Here is a 16,677-nt window from a genome sequence, read left to right as displayed (position 1 = left end):
GTGTCGCCGCAGTCGACCGACTGACGGGGAACGAGACCGGCGACTCGCCTTCAGTCGTCCTCCAGCCGGCGGAGCTGCTCGTGGTGGAGCGTGACGAGGAGGTCGCTGAGCACGCCGAACATGAGCAGCTGAATCCCGAGGAGGACGGTGAACGCCGCGAAGAGCGCCATGATGTTGTGTGAAACACCAACAGTAAACCACTCGACGGCGACGTAGATCGCGGTGACGACGCCGACGAGCGTCGAGCCCGCGCCGACGCTCCCGAAGTAGAAGAGCGGATTGTTGGTCTTGGCGAGCTTGTAGAGCGCGAAGATGATGCGCCCGCCGTCGCGGAACGGCCGGAGGTTCGTGTCGGAGGCGTCGGGGCGCGCGAGATAGGTGATGTCGACGACGCGCGTCTCGACGTCGTGTTTCGCGCACTCGACGGCCATCTCGGTCTCGATGGCGAAGCCGTCCGCGGTGAGGTGCATCCGCTCGAAGGACTCAACACTGAAGGCGCGATACCCGCTCAGGATGTCCCGGTAGTCGTAGCCGTGGATGAACGCGAACGCCCGATTGATGACCGAGTTCCCCATCCCGTTGAGCCTGCTCATCGCCCCCGTCTCCATGTCGGCGAAGCGATCGCCGATGACGTGCTCGGCGTCGCCCTCAAGCAGGGGGGCGAGCATCGCGTCGGCGTCGTCGGCGCGATACGTACCGTCGCCATCAAGCATCAACACGTATCGTTCCTCGACGTGCGCGACGCCCTCGCGGAGGGCTTGGCCCTTCCCCGCGCCGGACTGCGTGATGACGTCCGCGCCGTGCTCGCGCGCGATCTCGCGGGTGTCGTCCGTCGAGTGGCCGTCGACGACGAGGATCGACTCGAAGCCCGCCGCGCGGAAGTCGTCGACGACGTCGCCGATGGTCTCCGCCTCGTCGAGCGTCGGGATGAGCACGCAGACCTCGGAGTAGTCCGGCATCGCTTCGAAAGGCGACGGGGAGAGGGAAAAAGGGTTGCGTGTTCGCGCGTTCCGGTCGCGTGGGATTACTCCGTTCGGCTCTCGCTGAGCCGCTCCCATATCTCCGTGCAGCCCGCCCCGTCCTCGACGTCGTCCAGATGTGCGTCCTCGTGGTTACTCATACTTGGAGTAACTGCCGTATGGACCTAAGGGTTTCGGCGGTGGACCGCCACGCTATTGCGCCGACCGACCGCACGTACGGTATGGCCGGACCCGACGCGCCAGCCGACGTCCTCGAACGGCTGGACCTCACCGAGTACGAGGCGAACGCGCTCGCCGAGCTCCTGGCGCTGGGGCGAACGACCGCCCCCGACCTCTCGGAGGCGGCAGGTATCCCGAAAGCCCGTATCTACGGCGTTCTAGAGTCGCTCGCCGATAGGGGCTACGTGAAGATAATCCCCGGCCGCCCGAAGCACTACCAGCCGAAGTCCCCGGAGCGTATCCTCGAACGCGCGGTCGAGAACGAACGCCAGGCCTTCGAGCGGTATCGACAGGACGTCGAGGGGATGCGCGAGGAGTTCCTCGACACGTTCGTCCCGCTCTACGAGGGGGCGAGCGAGGACGTCACGCCGACCGAGGAACTGTTCTGGGTCGTCGACGTCGGCGACCCCTCCGAGCGGGAGACGCGCACGCTCTATCGGGACGCGGCGCAGTCGGTGTTCGTCGTCACGAAGTCCTTCGAGTACTTCGAGCGCGTGGAGGCGGCGTTCGCGGACGCGCTCGACCGCGACATCGACGTCTCCGTGCTCCTCCTCCACCCCGACCACCTCGACGAGACGAATCGAGCGATTCAGCGCGAAATCGTCTCGCACGTCCGCGACACGTACCCCGGTGTCGCGGTGCGATTCAGCCGCGAACGGCTTCCGTGGCGCGGCACGTTCGCCGACCCGAGCATGGACTACGAGACCGGACGAGGAGTTCTCCTCGTCGAGGAGGAGGACGTGCCGCTATCGATGCGACAGGCGGCAGTCACGGCCAACGGCTCGTTCGTCGCCGGGTTCAAGCGGTTCTTCGACCTCGTCTGGGAGCACGAAGCCGTCCGTCCGGCCGACGTCCTCGACTGACGCGACGCGTCGCCGAGCGAACGGACGGAAGACTTATGCGCGTAGTTACTCACACTCTGAGTAACTCATGACCGTGCTCCTGACCGGCGCGGACGGCTACGTCGGCTGGCCGACCGCACTCCGCCTCGCAGAGCGCCTCGACGACCGAATCGTCTGCGTCGACAACGGCTATCGCCGCGAGTGGGTGGCCGAATCGGGCAGCGTCTCCGCCGTCCCCATCGACTCCCCCGAGGAACGCTTCGAGGACGTCGACGGGCTCTCTTACGTCGAGGGTGACCTCGCCGACCGGGACTTCGTCGAGCAGCTCATCGACATCTACGAGCCCGACACCGTCCTCCACGCCGCCGCACAGCCGTCCGCGGTCTACGCGGGTATCAACGGCGAGCGTGCGCTCTTCACCCAGCAGAACAACGTCTCGATGACGCTCAACCTCCTCCACTGCCTCCACGAGGCGGGGCTGGACGACACGCACTTCATCGAGACGACGACCACGGGGGTCTACGGCGCGCCGGAGTTCCCGATACCCGAGGGGGAGGCCCCCATGGAGAACGGCGGCGAGTCCGACGAGGTCCCCTTCCCCGCGATGGGCGGGTCGTGGTACCACCAAACGAAGGCGTTCGACGCCGGGAACATGCGCCTCGCGAGCAGCGAGTGGGACATGCCGATAAGCGACGTCCGTACCGCCATCGTCTTCGGAACCGAGACGGAGGAGACCCGCGCGCACGACGCGCCGACGCGTTTCGACTTCGACTACTACTTCGGCACCGTCGTCAACCGCTTTTGCGCGCAGGCCGTCGCCGGCTACCCCATCACGGTGTACGGGAAGGGCGAGCAGCGCAAGCCGATGGTGACCCTCGAGGACACCGTCGAGAGCCTCGTCTCGCTCGTCGAGGACGGCCCCGAGGACGAGACGGGTGTCACCGTCTACAATCAGGTGAACCGTCCCGTCGCCATCGTCGAACTCGCCGAGACCATCGCCGAGGTCGGCGCGGAGTTCGACCTCGACGCCGAGGTGAAACACTACGAGAACCCGCGTGAGGAGGACGAGGAACACAAGATGGAGATGGACAACGAGAACTTCCGCGGGCTCGTCGACGACGAGATGGGCCTCGAAGCGGGCGTCCGGCAGGTGCTCGCCACCCTCGTCGAACACGACGACCGGATCGCCGCCCACGAGGACCGCTTCCTCCCCGGGGTGCTCTCCGATTAACGTTCTCGTCACCGGCGGCGCGGGCTACGTCGGGAGCGCGCTCGTCCCGCGACTCGTCGAGGCGGGGCACGACGTCCGCGTCCTCGACGACTTCTCCCTCTCGACGCCGCGGAACCTGATGGGGACGTCGCTCCCCGACATCGACTTCCACCGTGGCGACATCCGCGACGCCGACGACGTCGCGGACGCGATGGTCGACGTCGACGCGGTTGTCCACCTCGCCGCCATCACGGGCGCGTCGCAGTCCCACGAGATGCGCGAGCGCGTCGAGGACGTCAACGTCCAGGGCACGGAAGTCGTCGCGGACGCCGCCGAGGCGGCGGGCGTCGAGACCGTCGTCCTCTCCTCGTCGTGTAACGTCTACGGCGACGCGTACGACGACGACCTCGACGAGACGTCCGACCCCGCACCCGGCAACCCCTACGCGGAGTCGAAGCTCGCCTGCGAGGACATCGTCTCCGAGCGCGATTTCACCGACGTGAGCCTGCGACTCGCGACGAACTTCGGTTACTCACCTGGCGTCCGCTTCAACCTCGTCTTGAACTCGTTCGTCTTCCGGGCGCTCGCGGACGAACCGCTCACGGTGTACGGCGACGGGACGAACTGGCGGCCGTTCCTCCACGTCCGGGACGCCGCGCGGGCGTTCGCGGCCGCTCTCGACTGGCCCGCCGGTACCTATAACGTCGGCCTCGACAACTTCCGTATCGAGGAGATAGCGGAGGCCGTCGCCGACGTCGTCGGGCGAGACGTCGAGACCGACTACCTCGAAGGAAAGGACCCGGGGCCATCCTACCACGTCCGCTTCGACCGGATGCGCGAACGCGACTTCGACCCGGCCCACGACCTCCGCGACGGGATAACCGACCTCGCCGCCCACTTCCAGACATGACCGAGACACACACCATCGGCGTCACCGGTGCTGCCGGCTACATCGGGTCGCGCGTCACGCGAGAACTGCTCGCCCGCGACCACGACGTCGTCCCCGTGGACGACTTCCGGAACGGTGACGTCACCGATATCGACGGCTGCACAGTCCGAGACCTCGACGTCCGCGACGGCGACGCGCTCCGCGAGGCCTTCGACGACGTCGACGCCGTGATGCACCTCGCCGCCGTCAGCGGCGTCCAGTCCTGCGCGGACGACGAGGCCGAGGCCTTCGACGTGAACGTCGGTGGCACCGAGACGGTGGCGTGGTTCGCCCGCGAGCGCGGCCTCCCGCTCGTCTTCCCGTGCAGCATGGCCATCGTCGGCGAACCCACCGAGTTCCCCATTACTGCCGACCACCCCCGTGCACCCGTGAACCACTACGGGCTGACGAAGAAGATGAGCGAGGACGACGTGCACGACCTCGCGAACGGGGAGTTCCCCGCGCACGTCTTCATGAAGTCGAACCTCTACGGCCACCACGAACTGAACGGGCGGAGCATCGGGAAGAACACCGTCATCAACATCTTCGTCGACCGCGCAAAGCGAGGGGAGACCCTCGAAGTTCATGCCCCCGGCACGCAGTCCCGCGACTTCGTCCACGTGAAAGACGTCGCGCGGGCGTACCCGCGCTCGCTGGAGACGCTGCTCGACGCCGAACCCGGTGCGACGACGCTCCCCATCGCCAGCGGCGAGGAACACTCCATCCTCGAAATCGCGGAGCTCGTACAGGAGGCCGCCGCCGACGTTCGGGGGACGGACGTCGACGTCGAAGTCGTCGAGAATCCGCGCGGGTCGGAGGCCGCGGGCGAGGACTTCACCGTGGACACGTCCACGGCCCGCGAAACCATCGGCTTCGAGGCCGAGCACACCGTCGAGGACACCGTGAGGGAGCTATTAGCGGAATGAAAGCCGTGATACTCGCGGCCGGGGAGGGCACGCGTCTGCGGCCCCTGACCGAGACGCGACCGAAGCCGATGCTCCGCGTGGCGAACCGCCCGCTGCTCGAACACGTCGTCACCGCGGTCCGCGACGCCGGCATCGACGAGGTCGTCCTCGTCGTCGGCTACCGACGTGAGCGCATCCAGAGCTACTTCGGTGACGGCGACGACTGGGGCGTCGACATCGAGTACGCGACCCAGGAGAAGCAGCTCGGCACCGGCCACGCGGTCCTGCAGGCCGAGTCGTTCGTCGAGGGGCCGTTCGTCGCGCTCAACGGCGACCGGATCGTCGAGAGCGACGACATCGCGCGCGTCGCGGACGCGCTCCGCGAGACGGGCGAGACGACGCTCGCGGTCGCGCGCGCGTCGCGGCCGAGCGACTACGGCGTCGTCAGCTTAGAGGGGGACAGCGTCGTCGACATCGTGGAGAAGCCACCGCGTCACGCCGCACCATCGGATGTCGTAAATGCGGGAATCTACGGTTTCGGTCCCTCGATCTTCGACGCGCTCCGGGAGACGACGGCGGAGGGCGAACTCGCCGTGACGGACACACTCGAACGCCTCGCCGGCGAGAGCGCGGTCGACGCGGTGATGCTCGACGGTCGATGGATCGACGTCTCGTACCTCTGGGACCTGCTGCGGGTCAACGCCTCACTCGTCGAGGCCGCGACTGCGGAGTCGGCGCACGTCGACGCAGAGGCGAGCGTCGTCGGCGACGTCGCGGTGGGCGACGACGTCCGCGTCAGGCCGGGCGCGCGCATCCTCACGGGCACGGCGCTCGGCGACAGCGTCACCGTGGGCGCGAACGCCGTCGTGGCGAACAGCGTCGTGCTGCCGGATGCGACGATTGGTGCGGGTGCAGTCGTCCGCGACGCCGTCGTCGGCGAGAACGCGACCGTCGGCCCGAACGTCACCGTCGAAGGTGGTGAGACCAATGTCGCGGTGAACGGCCGCGTCCACGAGAACGTGCGCTTGGGAGGTGTTGTCGGTGACAACGCGCACGTCGGGGGTGCGACGACGCTCGCGCCCGGCACGGTGCTGGGGAATCGCGTCGACGTCGAGACCGGGAGCCACGTCGATGGGCGGATAGAGAGCGACGCGCTCCTGCGGAGGGCCTGACGATGTGCGGAATCGTCGGCTACGCTGGCCACCGCGACGCGCTGCCGTTGCTCACGGGCGGGCTCTCGAACCTGGAGTATCGCGGCTACGACTCCGCTGGCGTTGCGCTCCGCGAGGGCGACGGCGTCACCGTCTACAAGACCGTCGGCGAGGTCGACGCGCTGCGCGCCGAGACGCCCGAGACCTCCGAGGCGACGGTCGGCATCGGCCACACGCGGTGGTCGACGCACGGAAAGCCAACAGACGAGAACGCCCACCCGCACACGGACTGCACGGGTGACGTCGCCGTCGTCCACAACGGCATCATCGACAACTACGACGCGCTGAAGGCCGAACTGGAGGAGAAGGGCCACACCTTCGCGAGCGCGACGGACACAGAGGTCGTCCCGCACCTCGTCGAGGACGAGCTCGCCGCTGGCGAAAGCGCGAAGGAGGCGTTTCAGGCGGTCCTCGAACGGCTGGAGGGAAGCTTCGCGTTGGCGATGGTCGTCGGCGAGAGCGACGAGATCTACCTCGCGCGGAAGGACTCCCCACTCTGCGTCGGCCACGGCGACGGCGAGACCTTCGTCGGGAGCGACGTCACCGCGTTTCTCGAACACGCCCGCGAGGTCACGTACCTCGAAAACGGCGACCTCGCAGTCGTCACGCCCGACGGCGTCACCGTCGAGCACGACGGCGAGTCCGTCGAGCGCTCCGTCGAGCAGATCGAGTGGGACGCCGACGCCGCCGAGAAGGGCGGTTACGAGCACTACATGCTCAAGGAGATACACGAACAGCCACAGGCGCTCCGGCAGGCGCTCTCCGGGCGCGTCGACGAGATGCAGGGCACCGTCGAGCTCGGTCTCGACCTCCCGGCTGAGTACCTGCGCTCGCTCGAAGAGATTCAGATCGTCGCCTGCGGGACGTCCTACCACGCGGGACTCTACGCCGCCCACCTGCTTGAGGAGCACGCGGACGTCCGCGTGACGGTGCACGTCGCGAGCGAGTACGAGTTCCGCGGCGGGCGCGACCCGTGGCGAACGCTCGTCGTCGCCGTCACGCAGAGCGGCGAGACGGCCGAAACGCTCGGCGCACTCCGCGACGCTGCGCGTACCGGGGCGCGCACGCTCGCCGTCACGAACACCGTGGGGTCGTCGGTCACCCGGGCGGCCGACGACGCACTCTACATCCGCGCCGGCCCCGAGATTGGTGTCGCCGCGACCAAGACGTTCGTCTCGCAGGTCGCTACGCTCGCGCTCCTCACCGTCCACCTCGGGCGGGTTCGGGACACGCTCAGCGCGACCGAGGCGAGCGAGATTCTCGGCGACGTCCGGGGTCTCCCCGGTGCCGTCCAGCGCGCGCTCGACGCCGACGAGCAGGTACAGGAGATCGCGGAGGCCTACGCCGACAGCGAGGCGTTCTTCTTCATCGGCCGACATCTGGGCCATCCCGTCTCGATGGAGGGCGCGCTCAAGCTCAAGGAGATCAGCTACGACCACGCCGAGGGGTTCCCCGCGGGGGAGTTAAAGCACGGCCCGCTCGCGCTCGTGACCGACGAGACGCCGGTTCTCGCCGTGCTTACCGACGGCGCGAACGCCGACGCGACGCTCAACAGCGTCAAGGAAGCCGAGTCCCGCGGCGCGCCAGTCATCGGCTGTGCGTCCGACGGACGCGGCGAAAAACTCCTCGACGCCGGCTTCGACGTGCCGTCGCTAGGCGAAATGGAACCGCTCGTCGCGAACGTCTACCTCCAACTGTTCGCCTACCACGTCGCGAACTCGAAGGGCCGCGCCATCGACAAACCGCGGAACCTCGCGAAGAGCGTGACTGTGGAGTGAAATTTCTTACCGAGAGAACTGGTGTACTGTGTCTCTATCGGTCTTGAGGCCCTGTATAATTCGTTGCTTCGACTTGACTGAGACGGAGACCTGAGCGTCGTCAACAGCGTGATTGTCCCGTACTGTGGATCTGTCACGCATGATTTCGCCCCCAAATGCACTGCTGTCCAAAATTCGCCGTTATCAAGCTTCGCCTGACCGTACAGACGCCATCCGCGTGCGACAACGTGATCAACGTGCTGTGTTGAATATCGATCTAATCGGCTTATATCACGGAGTAGAAGGACGAAGCCGAGGAAATCGATTCTGTCCATGGAAGTCGATCTCCTCGACTTCGTTGAGCAGTGTCGTCGCCTAGTCAAACAAGCGTGGGAAAACACGCGGGCGAGCCCGTCAGCGGCGGGTTCGCCCGCTGGAAGCACGTCGTGCTGCACTGTCTTCGGCTCGAAGAGGCCACAGCTACCGAGAAACGCCGAATCGGCTGAAGTACATGGCCGAGATTCGTAACGTCCTCAAGTTAGATCGAGACGATCTCCCAGACTACAGCACGATCTACAAATCGTTCGACCGGCTGAAAATGTGCTGTGTTGAATAGCGGTCCCTAAGCCGAAGAGACACGACAGGAATTCTGCGACCACCACTGTCAGCAGTTGAGATACTAAATAAAATTGGCACTGTCTAGTTGAGTCAGTTTGAGAAGTGAGCAGGTCGTTGAGTTAATCGACCAAGATGCTCGCAGACCTGCTCAGCGAGAGCTATGAACCGGATTTAGAAGAAACTTGGGAGAACGAGCGGACGGCGACGCCCGTCAGGGCGTTCGCCGTCCGCCTCCACCAGACTGGTTGTTCACTCAGAGAAACAACAACGGTCTTAGCTGAATTAGGCGTTGAACGCTCTCATGGAGCGGTTTGGAATTGGGTGCATCGGATGGCTGACAGCGGATGCGACCCGCCTGAGGCGCAGCCGAAGCGGGTCGCCGTTGACGAAACCGCTGTCAAGATTGACGGTGAGTGGTCTTGGTTATATGCTGCAATAGATACCGAGACAAAGTTGATTCTTGACGTCGCAGTGTTTGGTCAGCATGGGACTGATCCGGCGGCTGCGTTTCTGCATCGACTCAAGGAGAAACACGATCTCTCCGATGCTGAGTTTCTGGTCGATCAATTCGGCTATCGGACTGCCCTCTCTCGATTAGGCTTGAGCGGTCAGGTCAACTATACCGAGCGAAACCTCATTGAAAAGTGGTTTCACACCCTCAAAATGCGGGTCGACCGCTTCCATAACTCGTGGGTGGGCAGTCGGGCGAGCGTCCGAGAGTGGCTTGAACAGTTTATGCATTACTACAACCACCACAGACCGCATCAAGCTCTTGATGGAAAGACACCGATCCAGGTGGTCCAGAACTAGACAGTGCCCTTTCGAATACCATCTCAGAACTCGAGAAGTTCGGTGTCGAACGCTCGCGGAAGGCCGTCCACGATTGGGTGCAGGAGGCCGATCTACAGCCCGCCAGCGACGCGAGTCCGGATCACGTCGCGCTCGACGAGACGGTGATCCGAATCAACGGCCAGCAGTTTTGGCTGTACGCCGCTGTCGATCCAGAGACGAACAAATTCTTGCACTTGAGGCTGTTTACGACGACCACGACGGCATTAACGCAGCAGTTCCTTCGGGAGCTTCAGGAGAAACACGACGTCGAAGACGCCGTGTTTCTCGTCGATCACGCTCAGCATCTAGCGGCTGCACTGCATCGAGCAGGACTCCGATTTCAAACCGTTCGTCATGGAAATCGGAACGCCGTCGAACGTGTGTTTAGAGAAATAAAACGACGTACTTCATCGTTTAGCAATAGTTTTAGCCACGTCGATCCGGAGACCGCCGAAACGTGGTTGCAAGCCTTCGCCGTCTGGTGGAATTCGCTTAACTAAACACGATGTCTGCAAAGACACCGCTATTCAACAGAGCAGACTAATTCAGCATCAGCCGCCAAATTTGATACCGACATTCTTCGGCAGTCATGTTTCCCCGGAGAATATCTATAAACCTCTCCTCAGTGCCGGACATCCGAATATGACACCGATCAGCAATTTGTCGGTCCCAAAATAATGCCTCAAGCGATTCCGGAGGAGGAACCGAGTTTAGAGGGGTCGTCACGGTAATTATGCTAATAACGAAACCCGTCATAACCACTCCAAGAACTAAGTAAAGGGGAATGGCCTCTTCATCAACAGCCTCAATGAGTATGCCAATTCCGAGGGCGGAAAAAATAACCAGCAAGAGAAGATCTGGAGTGCTGTCCAGGTCAAATCGAAACACTTGCAGGAAGAACCATCCAGTTCCAACTGTAATCCACGTAGTTTCTCGTTTCACTACTGCTAACACCGATCCAAATAAGCCAAGCCCGATAACTGGCAGAGCAAAACTGAGAAATCTCAGGAACTTCCTTAGTCGAACGCCGGGCTCCAGTGGCTCAGTCACCAAGATAGGTGTTCCAATAACTTCAACGAGCATAGATGAAAATGCAGCTGGTGATGAAATGTAGACTGGTACAACGACAAGGAGTGCTGCTCCGAATCCCCCACCGACTACCGCCCTTAACTCATTTTTACCTGTTGTGTGGGATATTACTACGGCTATAACCGGGAAAATAACTCCAAACTGCCAGTAGCCAGCAGCTATGCCAGCACTAAATCCGCCTAACGCCCAACGATCCTTGACGAGGTAGAAGTACACACTAAGCAGTCCAAAAAAGATTGTGAAGTGTTTTGGCCGGAGTCCAGTAGCGGCGAGGTTGTAGTAGGTGTGATAAACTAGTGGGGTAGTACCCGCAATATAAGCAGCAATAGGATTTTGTGTATGGGTTTGAATAAGTTGCCCAACCAGGACATTGCTCCCGATGATGAGCAGGCACATCGAGAGTGCGCTCAATAACGCAATCCCCCACGGATTACCCCCAGATAACAGGGAGAATAAGGCAGCTGTTTCATGTATAGCTGGTGGCTTAACATCCCAGAGGTGAAGATAGGGGACTTTGGCTGTTTCGGCCCAAAGGTAGCCAGAATAGGCGAACAGTGTCTCGTCGGGTCCTAAACGAGGACGTCCCAGAAGTAAAAAGTTCGGAGCCACAAGAAAGAGCAAAATTAGTGTTGTCTGACCAACGATGAAAGAACGCCACCGGTGTGAAATCTCCTCTCGTAAAACAGAAAAATATCGATGGGGGTATTGATCAGCCATATCTAATGGGTATCAGGCTACAGATATATTATTTTCTAATTGTGTTCATTCTGGTGGTCTTGGCCGGCACTGGTTCTCGCCTCACATCCTCTAACTCGTACAATCATGCTGATGAGAGAGGCGTCCTAGTGGTGTTTAACGGAAACAAACAGAACGTCCCAAAGACTACAAAGCGGTTATCGCTGTCGAAGTGGTCGCCGAAAAGATTCCTCATACAGATTAGTGTTAACTAAACTAATCTCTGACCTAAGGACGTGTACAAAGGTTCATGTGCTAATCGACCATACAATCCTGTGTGAAACGTGTGGAAATTCCGGCGTCGTTACGGGGCGATGGCACACTCGTTTCGGTCATCGTTCCAACCTACGGCGATTCCGAATATCTCCCGAAAGCCTTGGAGAGCGTCGCCGGACAGACGCACGACAACGTCGAAATCGTCGTCGTCGACTCCTCGGGCGTCGACTGGCTCCAATCCCTCGCCAACGAGACTGACGGGGTGAGGTACGAGTATCAAGAGCCGAGAGGGCTCTCGGCGGCTCGAAACCGAGCGGTCGAAATCGCATCGGGGGATATCGTGGCGTTTCTCGATGCCGACGATTGGTGGGAACCGGAGAAGTTGGAACACCAGCTTCCGGAAATCGAGAACGGCGCGGACGTCGTCTACTGCGACGCGTACATCGTAGATGGTGATAGCACGCGTCGGATGTCCACGCTGCCGGTCGAGGACGCGGAGAACCACTATCTCGACTTCCTCTACGAGGGGGGCGTCCCAGTCCCCACCGTCATCGCGCGGCGAGCGTGCGTAGAACGCGAGCGGTTCGACGAGCGCCTGGACGCTGTTGAGGATTTCCACCTCCTCGTTCGTCTCTTCCGGGAGTATACCCCGGCGCGGGTCCCGGAACCGTTAGCGTACTATAACCGACGTTCTGACTCCATGTCCTCTGATTTGGACGCGATGTACGAGAACTCCCTCCAAGCGCTCGAATTGCTGTTCGAACGCTATCCCGACCTGCGAGACCACCGAGACCGGCTTCTCGCTGACGCTGAATATGCACACGCGAAGCGGTTAATTCGCGAGGGCCAGCCGGCCGAGGCGCGGAAGTCGGTCGTCTCGGCGATACGCCGAGGGACCCGAGACAGGCGCGCGTTCGCACTTTTGCTGGTCTCACTCCTCCCCGGATACAATCGACGCGCCTTCGAGCTACTTGAGAGGGGCCAAGAGAGACTCAGGTGAGGGGCACGTGATCCCGAGGTCGCTCCCAGTCCACGCTCGCCCAGCGCCCAATCAGGCGTATCCGAGATCTTTCAACCGTTCACTCACGTCCGCACTCACCTCAGTTTGATGGGTTCCCTCGTCGATCACGTCGCGTCGCGTCCCGTCCACGACTGCCCACGGGACCTCGACAAGTTCAGGAGCACGTACCCCTCTCGGGTGACCGTAGAGGCGGATAGGGACGGGCCACGCGCGCTCGCCGAGTAGGTTGCCGTGGTCGGCCGTGATCACGGACCGCCCGTCCAACGACGCGACGAGATCGAACGCGGGACCGAGAACGCGGCGAAGGTTATCGGCGTAGGCTTCACGGACGCGCTCACGGTCCACGAGACCGAGTTCAAGCGCCTGCCAGACGCTGTGGACCTCGTGTGAGTTCTCACCCGAACCGCTCTTGCCGCGTATCTGCCCGGGGTTCCAAGAGTTGTAGGTGAGGTCGGGATGGCCAAGGAATGGGTAGTGTGGCTGCATGAAGTGAACGATCAGTCGCTTGTCCGGATGTTCGCTGTGGGCCCGCTCGGCAGCGGCGACGATGGGTTCGGGACGGATCGTCCTCGCGTCCTCATCGAAGTTGTCGGCCCAAACGTCCATCACCTCGTAAAAGGCGTCGCCGGCTATCCGGGACGTGTACGGGTTTCCAGTAACGTAGATGGTGTCTCCAAACGATCCGCCAGCGAAGTTCTTCTCGGTCCACTCGGCGGTCATGCTTGCCCTCGACGTAACCCTACGATAGTCGTCGACAGCGTCGCGGTCCGCGATCTCCTCGAAGAGGTCTGCGCGGCACGCGTCGAGGACGACGAGCGTGTCCCAATCAGCGTCCATCACGTCGATACCAGTCGTGCCCGGGTAAATCGAGTGGACGGGCGAGACGACGCGCTGCGAGATACGCTTTCGCCACCACGTTGGGTCGTCGTAGTGAGTGGATATCTCCTCAGCGGCATAGCGGATCCATCCGATCGACATACCGGACGAGTGGGTCGTGGCCAGTATAAAAGTTGATAGCCGCTTGCGTCCCGCTCAAACGGGGAGGTTTCGGGCGACAGTGGTGCGGAAGTGCTTGGAGATCCCGACGAGCACCGCGAAGTAGACGGCAGCCCCGATGACGACGAGGGCGACTGTACCGACGCTTCCGCGGTCAATGACGGTCTCGATAGCGTAAACGACGGTACCCATGGCGATGGCAGCGGTCACTTGCTGACCGAGCTCGCCGTATGGGATGCCGATCCCGAGGACACTGTCAAGGTAGTAGTAAGAGATGACGAGCGCGAGCGCCGTGGAACCGGCGGTGGCGACGGCCGCACCGACCCAGCCGTAGCGGTAGACGAGCACAAGATTCCCGCCGAGGTTAGCGGCGACGAACACGCCATTGACGCGGAACGCGAGATCAGGACGGTCCAGCGCGTCAAGTGCGCTGAGGAACTGGCTCTCGTAGGCGTAGACGACGCGGGCGAACACAAGGACAAGGAGAACTGTGGACGCCTTCGCGTACGACGCTCCGTAAAGACGAAGGACGCGCGACCCGATAAGTGCCGTGCCAACAATCCCGGGGAGAAGGAAGAGACCGGCGTAGGCGACGGCGTCCTCCAACAACGTCCGTATTCGGTCGTTTTCTCCCTCGGCACCAAGCTTACTGATCTCGGGGAATAGCGTCTCGGAGAGCGCAACGCCGAATATTCCCAACACCGACGCGATATTCCACGCGATCTCGTAGTACGTGATGAAGCTGCTCGTCGCGATCAGAAGGCCGAGGATCACGGTGTCCATGGAAGCGAAGGCTCGGCTCCCGAGCATCCCGAGCCACGAGTAGCGGATGAACTCCAAGAGCGACGCGACGTGCTCGCGCGTCGGCTGGTATACGCCGACGGAGAGGTAGGTGACACCTACAGCGACACCAACGAACGACGCGACCCCGTATCCGACCAGCAGTGCGCTCAGCCCTAACCCGAGAACGGCGACGGTGATCTGGAGAATGCTTCGGACCCCACGATCAAGCGGCTGGAGAAGCGCGGCGATATGCACGTCGTGCTGGCCTTTCAAGACCTCCTGTACGAACGAGAATGCGAACGTGACGGCGACGAGTCCGACGAGGGGGACCGTTGCGGGAGCGCGGAAGTAGCCGTTCATCCACCCGCGGAACGCGAGTAGGGCGAAGACGATGACGACGCCAACCACGGCCTGCATCAGTAACCCCGCACCGACGTAGCCGTCGTCTCCCGTCTCGGAGAGGCGTTTCGAGACGGCGCGCTGTATCGTTCGACCGAACAAGACGTTCAGCCAGATGAGTATCGCGACCACGAGGAAGTAGGAGGCCAGCAGGTCCTCTGCGAGGTTGTGAGTGAGGTAGAGCATCGCGAGGAACCCCAGAACGGACGTGCCGATGTTCGAGAGGAAGTAGACGGCAGACGTCTGGCCAATCTTCATTCGCGATCATCGTAATTCCACAGTCGCCGTCGCGGTCGCTCCTCGCTGGTCGTCGGCGCATACCGAACCGTACCGCACCGCGTCTCCCGGGACGTGTCGGAGACAACCCATCGAACCGAGGTAAGCCCAGTGAGACCGACGGACAGTGTATATTCTCCTGCACACGCCGACGTTGACCAATAGGGCTCCCCCCATCGGAACCGGTTGGCGGCGAAGCGACGCGCGGCGAATCGCCTCCCGTTTCGGTGGGTCATTCCGCGTATCCGAGGTCTCGTAGGCGTTCTTTGACCTCTTCCTCCATCTCGACGTCCCCGAGGTCTTCCTGCGTGCGTTCGATTTCCTCTTCGTGTGCGGTGATCACGTCGCGGAGCTCCTCGGCGACAGCCGTCTCCTCGGCGACGAGGTTCTCGTGCTCCCCGGGGTCCTCTGTGAGGTGGTAGAGCTCCTCGCCTGCGTCACGCGAGATGAACTTCCACTCCCGGTCGCGGTAGGCGTATCGGATGTCGCGACGGCTTCGACCGTCGGGCGACCAGTCTCCGAGCACGGAGTCACGTGGCCAGTCCCCCCGGTGCAGTCGGGAGAGCGGATAGCCGTACCAGCCCTCCGGCCGATCGAGTTCGGCGGCGTCGACGAGCGTCGGGGCGAGATCGATGAGTCCGACCATTTCGTCGCGACGGCCGCTGTGTTCGCCGTCGTCGACGACGAGGGGGACGTGCATAACCTCGTCATAGAACTTTGCGAAGTGACTGAACTCGCCGTGATCGGTGAACTCCTCGCCGTGGTCGGCGGTGAACGCCACCGTGTAGTCGTCCCAGTGTTCGTCGGCGGCGTCAAGCAGGCGACCGACCTGCTCGTCGGTGAACCGGATCGACGCGTCGTAGAGATCTATAATGTCGTCAAGCTCGTCGTCGGTGACGCCCTCCGGGTCCTCCATGAACTTCCGGCGGAGCTGTATCGCCCGTCGCTCGGAGATCGGGTCGTCGCGGAACGCGCGTTGGTGTTCCTCTGGCGGGAGATACGGGTGGTGAACGTCCATATAGTGGACCCACAGGAACTCGTCATGACTCTCGCCACCCCGCAGGAACTCGACGGCACGGTCGGTGGATTCGTCCGCGTCGATGTAGGCGGACCCGACGTTCGCGCCGACCGTGCGCTCCGCGGTGTCGAAGGCTGACGCGAGCGACTTGTAGACGAACCCGTCCTCGTCCAAGCGGCTTTTCACCCAGTGGCGTAGCCGCTCCACCGGACCGGTCTCGCTCATCGAGTCGTAGAAGTAGTCGAACCCGCGATCGTAGCCGAACTCAGGGTTGAGATATGCGTTCGAGTGGATACCGCCCGTCCGATAGCCAGCGTCGTCGAACACCTCCGAGACGAGCGTGCGGTTCTCCGACAGTCGTTCGTACCCCCCGTACATCAACGGGTAGGCGGACGTGAAGATCGCCGGGAACGACGGCCGCGTCGAACAGGCGTGTGCGAAGGCATTCTCGTAGAGGCTTGCGCTCTCGGCGAGCGCGTCGATGTTCGGCGTCGTCTCGCGGTCGTAGCCGTAACACCCCACGTGGTCCGCTCGCAAGGAGTCGACCGTGACGAGGAGAACGTTACTCATGGATATTCGGTAGACAGAGGAGGTATTTCACGATTATGACTCACTATCTGTCCCGTTTCACCGTCGGATACGC

13 protein-coding genes and 2 pseudogenes are annotated in these 16,677 nt (G+C 62.5%); 10 read left to right on the top strand and 5 right to left on the bottom strand.

From position 1 onward, the window contains the following. Positions 1–50: 50 nt before the first annotated feature. Positions 51–959, bottom strand: a complete 909-nt coding sequence (gene aglJ / locus IEX84_RS07745; protein WP_188871552.1) for an S-layer glycoprotein N-glycosyltransferase AglJ — start codon at positions 957–959, stop codon at positions 51–53. A 242-nt stretch (positions 960–1,201) separates the two neighbouring features. Between aglJ and IEX84_RS07740 the strand changes: the two genes are divergently transcribed. The 9 genes and pseudogenes from IEX84_RS07740 to IEX84_RS07700 form a co-directional block, all read left to right on the top strand. Beyond that, on the top strand, positions 1,202–2,062 hold the full coding sequence (locus IEX84_RS07740) for a TrmB family transcriptional regulator (protein ID WP_188871550.1): 861 nt from the start codon (positions 1,202–1,204) through the stop codon (positions 2,060–2,062). A 67-nt stretch (positions 2,063–2,129) separates the two neighbouring features. Beyond that, entirely contained in the window at positions 2,130–3,272 is a 1,143-nt protein-coding gene (locus IEX84_RS07735) for an NAD-dependent epimerase/dehydratase family protein (protein WP_188871548.1), read from the top strand. After that, positions 3,268–4,161, top strand: a complete 894-nt coding sequence (locus tag IEX84_RS07730) for an NAD-dependent epimerase/dehydratase family protein (protein WP_188871965.1) — start codon at positions 3,268–3,270, stop codon at positions 4,159–4,161. Before IEX84_RS07735 ends, IEX84_RS07730 begins: the two co-directional genes overlap by 5 nt. Beyond that, a complete protein-coding gene (locus tag IEX84_RS07725; protein ID WP_188871546.1) occupies positions 4,158–5,105 on the top strand; it encodes an NAD-dependent epimerase/dehydratase family protein in 948 nt (315 codons plus the stop codon). The genes IEX84_RS07730 and IEX84_RS07725 overlap by 4 nt, the downstream gene beginning before the upstream one ends. Continuing rightward, positions 5,102–6,256, top strand: coding sequence for a sugar phosphate nucleotidyltransferase (locus tag IEX84_RS07720; protein ID WP_188871544.1), 1,155 nt, complete (start codon positions 5,102–5,104; stop codon positions 6,254–6,256). The genes IEX84_RS07725 and IEX84_RS07720 overlap by 4 nt, the downstream gene beginning before the upstream one ends. 2 nt (positions 6,257–6,258) lie before the next feature. After that, entirely contained in the window at positions 6,259–8,073 is a 1,815-nt protein-coding gene (glmS, locus tag IEX84_RS07715; protein WP_188871542.1) for a glutamine--fructose-6-phosphate transaminase (isomerizing), read from the top strand. A 312-nt stretch (positions 8,074–8,385) separates the two neighbouring features. Continuing rightward, positions 8,386–8,653 (top strand): annotated as a pseudogene (locus tag IEX84_RS07710) (IS5/IS1182 family transposase); the annotation flags it as partial. A gap of 149 nt (positions 8,654–8,802) precedes the next feature. After that, positions 8,803–9,480 (top strand): IS6 family transposase, encoded by a 678-nt coding sequence (locus IEX84_RS07705; RefSeq protein ID WP_188871540.1) that lies wholly within the window; start codon positions 8,803–8,805, stop codon positions 9,478–9,480. A 5-nt stretch (positions 9,481–9,485) separates the two neighbouring features. Continuing rightward, positions 9,486–10,001 (top strand): annotated as a pseudogene (locus IEX84_RS07700) (IS6 family transposase); the annotation flags it as partial. Between the two features lie 40 nt (positions 10,002–10,041). Here the strand turns inward: IEX84_RS07700 and IEX84_RS07695 are convergent. Continuing rightward, a complete protein-coding gene (locus tag IEX84_RS07695; protein WP_188871538.1) occupies positions 10,042–11,307 on the bottom strand; it encodes a DolP-mannose mannosyltransferase in 1,266 nt (421 codons plus the stop codon). 295 nt (positions 11,308–11,602) lie between these two features. On the opposite strand from IEX84_RS07695, the gene IEX84_RS07690 reads away from it, so the two are divergent. Continuing rightward, on the top strand, positions 11,603–12,541 hold the full coding sequence (locus IEX84_RS07690) for a glycosyltransferase family 2 protein (RefSeq protein WP_188871536.1): 939 nt from the start codon (positions 11,603–11,605) through the stop codon (positions 12,539–12,541). 51 nt (positions 12,542–12,592) lie between these two features. Here the strand turns inward: IEX84_RS07690 and IEX84_RS07685 are convergent, their stop codons facing one another. The 3 genes from IEX84_RS07685 to IEX84_RS07675 all read right to left on the bottom strand — a co-directional run bounded on the left by IEX84_RS07685 (position 12,593) and on the right by IEX84_RS07675 (position 16,604). Next, entirely contained in the window at positions 12,593–13,540 is a 948-nt protein-coding gene (locus IEX84_RS07685; protein ID WP_188871534.1) for a hypothetical protein, read from the bottom strand. A gap of 54 nt (positions 13,541–13,594) precedes the next feature. Further along, a complete protein-coding gene (locus IEX84_RS07680) occupies positions 13,595–14,998 on the bottom strand; it encodes an oligosaccharide flippase family protein (protein WP_188871532.1) in 1,404 nt (467 codons plus the stop codon). Positions 14,999–15,248: 250 nt separating this feature from the next. Beyond that, positions 15,249–16,604 carry a sulfatase gene (locus tag IEX84_RS07675; protein ID WP_188871530.1) on the bottom strand — a complete coding sequence of 452 codons (1,356 nt, stop codon included), beginning with the start codon at positions 16,602–16,604 and terminating at the stop codon, positions 15,249–15,251. Positions 16,605–16,677 lie beyond the last annotated feature (73 nt).

It is taken from the genome of Halarchaeum rubridurum, from assembly GCF_014647115.1.
Taxonomy (GTDB): domain Archaea; phylum Halobacteriota; class Halobacteria; order Halobacteriales; family Halobacteriaceae; genus Halarchaeum; species Halarchaeum rubridurum.
This window is presented reverse-complemented; position numbering and strand designations above follow the sequence as displayed.

Coding starts and splice junctions, on each gene's coding strand:
- aglJ (WP_188871552.1), bottom strand. CDS start 959: ATGCCGGACTACTCCGAGGTCTGCGTGCTCATCCCGACGCTCGACGAG.
- IEX84_RS07685 (WP_188871534.1), bottom strand. CDS start 13,540: ATGTCGATCGGATGGATCCGCTATGCCGCTGAGGAGATATCCACTCAC.
- glmS (WP_188871542.1), top strand. CDS start 6,259: ATGTGCGGAATCGTCGGCTACGCTGGCCACCGCGACGCGCTGCCGTTG.
- IEX84_RS07695 (WP_188871538.1), bottom strand. CDS start 11,307: ATGGCTGATCAATACCCCCATCGATATTTTTCTGTTTTACGAGAGGAG.
- IEX84_RS07705 (WP_188871540.1), top strand. CDS start 8,803: ATGCTCGCAGACCTGCTCAGCGAGAGCTATGAACCGGATTTAGAAGAA.
- IEX84_RS07675 (WP_188871530.1), bottom strand. CDS start 16,604: ATGAGTAACGTTCTCCTCGTCACGGTCGACTCCTTGCGAGCGGACCAC.
- IEX84_RS07680 (WP_188871532.1), bottom strand. CDS start 14,998: ATGAAGATTGGCCAGACGTCTGCCGTCTACTTCCTCTCGAACATCGGC.
- IEX84_RS07740 (WP_188871550.1), top strand. CDS start 1,202: ATGGCCGGACCCGACGCGCCAGCCGACGTCCTCGAACGGCTGGACCTC.
- IEX84_RS07720 (WP_188871544.1), top strand. CDS start 5,102: ATGAAAGCCGTGATACTCGCGGCCGGGGAGGGCACGCGTCTGCGGCCC.
- IEX84_RS07735 (WP_188871548.1), top strand. CDS start 2,130: ATGACCGTGCTCCTGACCGGCGCGGACGGCTACGTCGGCTGGCCGACC.
- IEX84_RS07725 (WP_188871546.1), top strand. CDS start 4,158: ATGACCGAGACACACACCATCGGCGTCACCGGTGCTGCCGGCTACATC.